Annotated in this window: 2 protein-coding genes; one reads left to right on the top strand and one right to left on the bottom strand. The window is 58.1% G+C overall.

The genetic code is table 11. The features are described from left to right. Nucleotides 1-517: 517 nt before the first annotated feature. Entirely contained in the window at nt 518-2,704 is a 2,187-nt protein-coding gene (locus tag IRZ24_RS15470) for a multicopper oxidase family protein (RefSeq protein ID WP_297165862.1), read from the top strand. 409 nt (nt 2,705-3,113) lie between these two features. Here the strand turns inward: IRZ24_RS15470 and IRZ24_RS15465 are convergent, their stop codons facing one another. Next, the gene (locus IRZ24_RS15465) at nt 3,114-5,711 is read right to left on the bottom strand and encodes a glycoside hydrolase family 15 protein (protein ID WP_297165859.1); all 2,598 of its coding nucleotides are present in this window, start codon (nt 5,709-5,711) and stop codon (nt 3,114-3,116) included. Between the last annotated feature and the right edge of the window lie 422 nt (nt 5,712-6,133).

Raw genomic sequence — 6,133 nt, 5'->3', positions numbered from 1 at the left:
CTACTAATGAATCTCCTGATCCTCTCTTTAGCTATCCAATAGTCTTGGGATCGATCGAAAGAAGGTGAGATCTCTATTGGGAAAGCCTGTTGTGTAGTCTGGCCCACGCGATAGTAGCGATCTCTATACACAATGGAAGGTTGACGTAGCCATATTGTGTAATCCCCGCTTCAGAGCCTGGCCTTGCGCGAAAGGATTTCGCGGGAGTAGCTCCATGAGAACAGAGGAGGCAAGCAACGGACGCTGACTTTCAACGGCGCAGGCTTCTTCTCGCGCCGCGGAGACTACCCGGCTAAAGTGGTAGCCTCTCCGCTCCTCACGGCGTCGGTCTCCCTCTAGTACTGCTCGGTCCCCTCTCCTTTGCGCGGATCAATGGCTGTGGGCCAGCGCGCTTAATGCTATCGGGCCTTGAGACTGCTCCTTGTTACCAGCATTGTCTTACAGGGGGAATATCGTGTCGCAACGTGTCTCGCGTCTCGCGTTGCATCGAGGCACCCCTGGAAAGGAGCGTCAGCCTATGACGACTCGCAGACAGTTACTCAAGGTTGGTGCCGCCCTGGGTCTTGGGAGCCTCTTTCCACTCTCGCTGCTGACAGCGACGCGCGTCTCGGGCTCAGTTCAGACTCCTCAGACACCCTTGCCAGGGGCCGAGATTCCGCAGTTTGTCGAACCGCTACCTACCTTTAGCGGTTCGCGGGTCAGCGCCTCTCAGTTACTGGTGCGCATAGTTGAATTTCAGCAGCGCATTTTGCCGGCTAGTCTCTACGCACACCTCAGCCCTCCGTTCAGCGCTGGTACCTATGTCTGGGGCTACCAGGTAGATGGGCGCCCGCCGCACTACCCTGGCTACACGGTCGAAGCGCGGCAAGGAGTGCCGACGGTGGTGACCTACGTCAATGCGCTGCCCTTACCAGGGCAATCGCAGCTCTTGCCCCGACTCACAGTTGATCAGACCATTCACTGGGCTGACCCCTTAGGGCAGATGGGGTCAACCGCGCCTTTTGTAGGGGCCTTTCCGGCGGTGGTTCATCTTCATGGAGGCGAGGACCCCTCCGCCTTTGATGGGGCGCCCGAAGCCTGGTTTACAGCTGATGGGCGGCATGGCCAAGGCTACAGCACCTATCTGCCAACGGCTCCGAATGCCGCGGTCTACTGGTATCCTAATGGACAGCCAGCGACAACGCTGTGGTTTCACGACCATACGCTGGGTGCGACCCGTCTGACGCTCTTCTCCGGCCTGGCGGCCTTTTATCTGATCCGCGATGCCTATGATACAGGGCAGCCGACTAATCCCCTTGGTCTGCCGGCTGGGGCCCAGGAAATCGAGCTGATGATTCAAGATCGCCAGTTCGACACCCGTGGCCAATTGCTCTTTCCCGACGGAACGCCACCTGAGCAGCCTACCGGACTGAATGGGCCGCCGCCCAATCCCTCAATCCATCCCTATTGGATTCCCGAGTTCTTTGGCGATGTCATTGTCGTCAACGGCAAGGCCTGGCCATATCTACAAGTGGAACCGCGGCGCTATCGCTTTCGCTTCTTGAATGCTGCCAATGCGCGCTTCTTCCAGATGCGGCTAGTCGACGCCCAGACCCAACAGTCGGGACCGATCTTCTGGCAAATTGGTACGGATGGCGGGTTGTTAGATAGGCCGGTCAAGCTCAATGATCCTTACGATCCGGCTGCGCCAACGCTCCTCCTGGCGCCGGCGGAGCGTGCTGACGTGATCATTGACTTCGCTCCCTACGCTGGCCGTACGCTGCTCTTGACCAACAGCGCACCGGCCCCCTTCCCGGATGGTGACCCTCCTGATCCGGCCACCACTGGGCGGATCATGCAAATCCGGGTTTCGCTGCCTCTGTCGGGAGCGGATACAAGCTACAATCCTGCCAGCGGCCTGCCCCTACGGGGTGGGTCCAACCAGCCACCCGCCCTTGTGCGTCTCGCCAACCCTAAAACAGGCACGCTTGCGCCTGGGGTCAAACCGATAGTCAGGAGGCTCCTGGTGCTGGTAGAGGTTGAAGGACCCGGCGGGCCTGTAGAGGTGCTGCTCAACAATACAAAATGGGATGGCATACGTGAGGGGAGCCAGGAACCGATCGCGGGAGCACGCTCCGATCAGCAGGGACAAGGCCTTTACCTGAGCGAGCTCCCGCGCGTTGGAGCTACCGAGATCTGGGAAATAGCCAATCTCACCGAGGACGCTCATCCTATCCACATTCATCTCGTTCAGTTCCAGTTACTCAATCGTCAGGCGCTGGATGTCGACAGCTATCGGGCGCACTATGACTCGCTCTTCCCAGGCGGGACCTATAACGGTCTCCGGCCAGACGGCTCGTGGGGGCCGGTGCACTATCCGGCGGGGGTCTTCATTCCGGGATATGGCCCGCCCTTGCCCTATAGCCAGCCGAACGCTGGCGGGGCGCTAGGAGGCAATCCCGATATCACTCCCTACCTGCGCGCTCCACTCAATCCCCCTGACCCTGGTGAAGAGGGCTGGAAAGACACCATCAAGGTCTATCCGGGTCAGGTCACGCGCCTGGTAGTGCGCTGGGCTCCGATTAGCACCCCAGTTGCTGCGGTCAGGCCGGGCCAGAATCTCTATCCTTTTGATCCTACCCAGGGGCCGGGCTATGTCTGGCACTGCCATATTCTCGATCATGAGGATAACGAGATGATGAGGCCGTATCTGCCTGTTCCCTAGGCGGTACCCTGATCATCCTCCCGGTACGCGGTAAAGGAGCTGGGAGGACCTGCCTGCTGGCTGGGCTGGAGCTGCTCCTGGGTAGGAGAGCAAGCAGTGGTCTGCTGCCAGTGGCGCATAAGGCTAGGCCTCTGCTCGCTGGAAGGCGCCTGCTCTTCACGGGGAGAGCGGCACTGATGGAGAAGAAAGGGGAAGGGCGAGGGAAGATGCACAAAGGGCGTGGGCGCTAATCCCTCGTCCCTTCCCTACCAGGGCCAACTGTGCTCGTTGGGGAAGGGTCAAAATCTGACAAGCTAACTCTCACCACTCAGGGCAGCGGCTGACAGGCCAGTCCTGAGCAGGCCGATGAAAGAGTGCAAGCTGATGACTGGTGACTGATCGACCAGTGGACTTGCGCCGCTGATGGCCTTCAGGCGGTGATAGGCACGTTCCAGTTCCCGCCTCCATTGTTATCCCAGTTATTAGCGTCGTCATGGAAAGCGAAGTTGATCTGCGTGGCATCTGTTGGCACACTAATCGTCACCTGCCAGAACCCATCACTGCGCTTGACCAGGGCTGCATCAGGCGGAATATTCTGCCAGCCATTCTCTCCCCAGCGAATATAGACATGGGTATGCGAGGCCAGCCAGCCGTTGTAGTAGATCGTCAGGGCCTTGCCTGGGTGGAGCTGACCGGGATCGTAGTCGACAACCCAGCCGCTATGAGGCTGGTAGGCGTTGGTCACATAGCGGCTATAGGTGATGGAGGGCATATCTACCACGCTATGGCTGGCCTGGGAGAAAAGGAGCACGATATACTCACCCATTGCCCAGTTGAGTGGATTCATGGACTTGGTCGGTGTGCCGGGCGTATAGCCAGCAGGAGCAGCCAGATCCCAGATCTGTTCAGGGATCATTCCAGAGGCGTTGGCGGCTGCCATCAGGGCGCTCAGATAGAGATCTGCGTCGCCACCGGCGGCGATCGTATAGATCCCGCGCTCCGCTGTCAGCACCGGCCACAGGCGCCCAATACCCGTACCATTGTAGTTTGAGCCATCACTGTGCTCGCCGTAGCCGTCGTGATTATAGCGGAACCAGTAGGGGTAGCCATTCACCGTCTCTTTAATGGTGGCGTCGACCACCGGCAGCGAGAGCGTGATATAAGGCGAGTTCGCCGGCATGACTCCCAGACGCACTAGCTCCAGGAAACCGGCGTCCACGATTGTCCGCTCATCGTAGGTACCGCCGCCATTGGCGATCGTCAAAGATGCGCCATCATTAGGATTACCATTGCCATCGATGCGCTCGAAGTAGTAGCCTCCTCCCAGAGGGCCGGTCGTCGTGAACGTCCAGTTGGGCACCATACCCTGATAATAATCAGCGGCGTTGGTATAGCGAGTCTGATCGGTTGTATCGCCGTTGACGCGGGCAATGTCTGCGGCGCAGAGCAGACCGGCGATCTCCGCCGCGATAGTCGACGGGCTATAGCCGCTATTCTCTTCCCAACGTTCTTGACCGGTGCGGGGGCCGTTGTTGAGGATATAGTCGGCGGCCTTCTTGATGTGGTTCACAAACGTGCTATTATCTGTCACTCCGAGCTTCCAGGCCAGGATAATCGGGAAAGCCTGTTCATCCATCTGGATGCCGTTCCAGTAGGGTGTTCCATTGACATAGCTGTTCTGGGGAAAGTGACCATCAGACTGCTGCTGTGTATTAAAAGCCCACTGGACGGCGCGCAGAGCGTCAGCGCGATCGCCAGCCACGATCAGGGCACTGGCGATCTTGTACATATCGCGCTCCCAGACCAGATGATAGCCAGCGTCACCGTCGCCGTTGGAATCACCCCAGGGCGTACCCAGGCCGGCGACAAAGGCTCCCGTCTGCTTATCCTGAGAGGCCTTCAGCACGTTCGCTGCTAAATAGTACTCCTGTTGCCGGGCCTGCTGGATGGCTGTCGTACTGCCCACCGCCGGCGGGCTGGTGAGGCTATTGTCAAAGCTGTTCCACTGGGCCACGTAGGTGGCTAACATATTCGAGCTATCACTCAAGGTTGCATTGAGCGTCTGCTCAGCGACAGTGGTCGCCGACGTACTCCCGCTGGTCTGACCGAAAGAGAGCACCAGATTGAAGGTGAGCGAGGTGGCTGTACTTGTATTAATGCTGCCTCCGTTTGAAAGATCAAGCAAACCCATCTGGGCCGTATTGCCATTACTGGCCAGGCTATACGTGTAGGACATCGTATAGTCAGGACAGCTCGTGCTCCCGCAGTTGCTGGAGGCCTTCAGATCGGTCCAGCCGTCATTCACGCCCACGAAGCCCGAGCTAGTCATACCTGCAACATAGGGAATGGAAGCGGCCAGAGCGCTGGCGTAGTTGCCAGAGCTATCGGTGGTCACCAGCATCGTCCGCCCGTTATAGCTCTGGGTCGAGCTGGTATTATTGTTGCCGGCATTGTGGATGGCCGGATTATAGAGCACATAGAGCAGGTAGTTAGCCAGCGTCCCGCTGAGAGCAGTAAAGGTGACCTGCTGAATCAGCGAGTTGCGTGCGGGATCAGTATAGATAATCTTGGTAATGCGGTAGCGACCGCTCTTAGCAGTATTCGTGACCTGCCAGGCCAGCGAATGAGCATTATAGAGCTGGACACTAGAAGTGGTAGCGACTTTCTCCTCGTCAACCCAGGTGTGACCGCTATCGCCGATCAGAAACTGCAGGTCGGTAGTGTTGGCGATATCGGCGGTTGGAAAGAAGACCTCGCTAATGATGCCGTTGAAGCCGGTGAACCAGACATCGCTGACAGTATTGGCGGCGGTGCCCAAAAAAGCCTTATTCGATGGCGCCCAGATCGAGGAGTAGCCTGGCCCATTGGGGGCGGTACCTGCCGCCTGCACCTGACGGAGGCCATGCGGAAAAAGGAGCGCGCAGACTACCAGCAAGGCTAGCAGGCCAAAGCGCCCGCGGCGTAAGAGCCGGGCAGCACGCCAAGGCATAGAGTCGGGAAGGATCGCATCATGCGTTTTACTGCCCATAGAGTCTCTCCTTTGCTCGGCTTGAACAGGTCAAAGTGTCATCTCTGACTCGCAGCAACTGCACAAGCAGCTCTCAGGTCCTGACGACGACCTGGAAGGCCCTGCTTCTTGTGCTCCTGACTATCCCTGACACTCTTCAGTAAGAGCAACCATCGTGCCAAATTCTGTGTAACACACTGTGACGCCGTGACTCTGGCGGCCTGCACTCAGTAGCAGATGAGCACACGTAAGCAGGTAGCTGCTTGACAAGCCGGCTGCTTTCTCGCCAGGAGTGGCCTCCTTTGATCTTGCCTGGTGTGAGTCAGGAGGCCACAGAGCAGATCTCCTTTACCCATTTCACCTTGCTCTTACCCTCCTCATCTGAGGGAATCGCTGTCCCGCTGACCTTGATCATTTAGTTTGAATGTAGTATAGTTGGTTAG

The organism is Thermogemmatispora sp. (assembly GCF_019683755.1).
Classification (GTDB): Bacteria; Chloroflexota; Ktedonobacteria; order Ktedonobacterales; family Ktedonobacteraceae; genus Thermogemmatispora.
The sequence above is the reverse complement of the archived record's forward strand: the minus strand, read 5'-3'. Positions and strand labels throughout refer to the sequence as shown.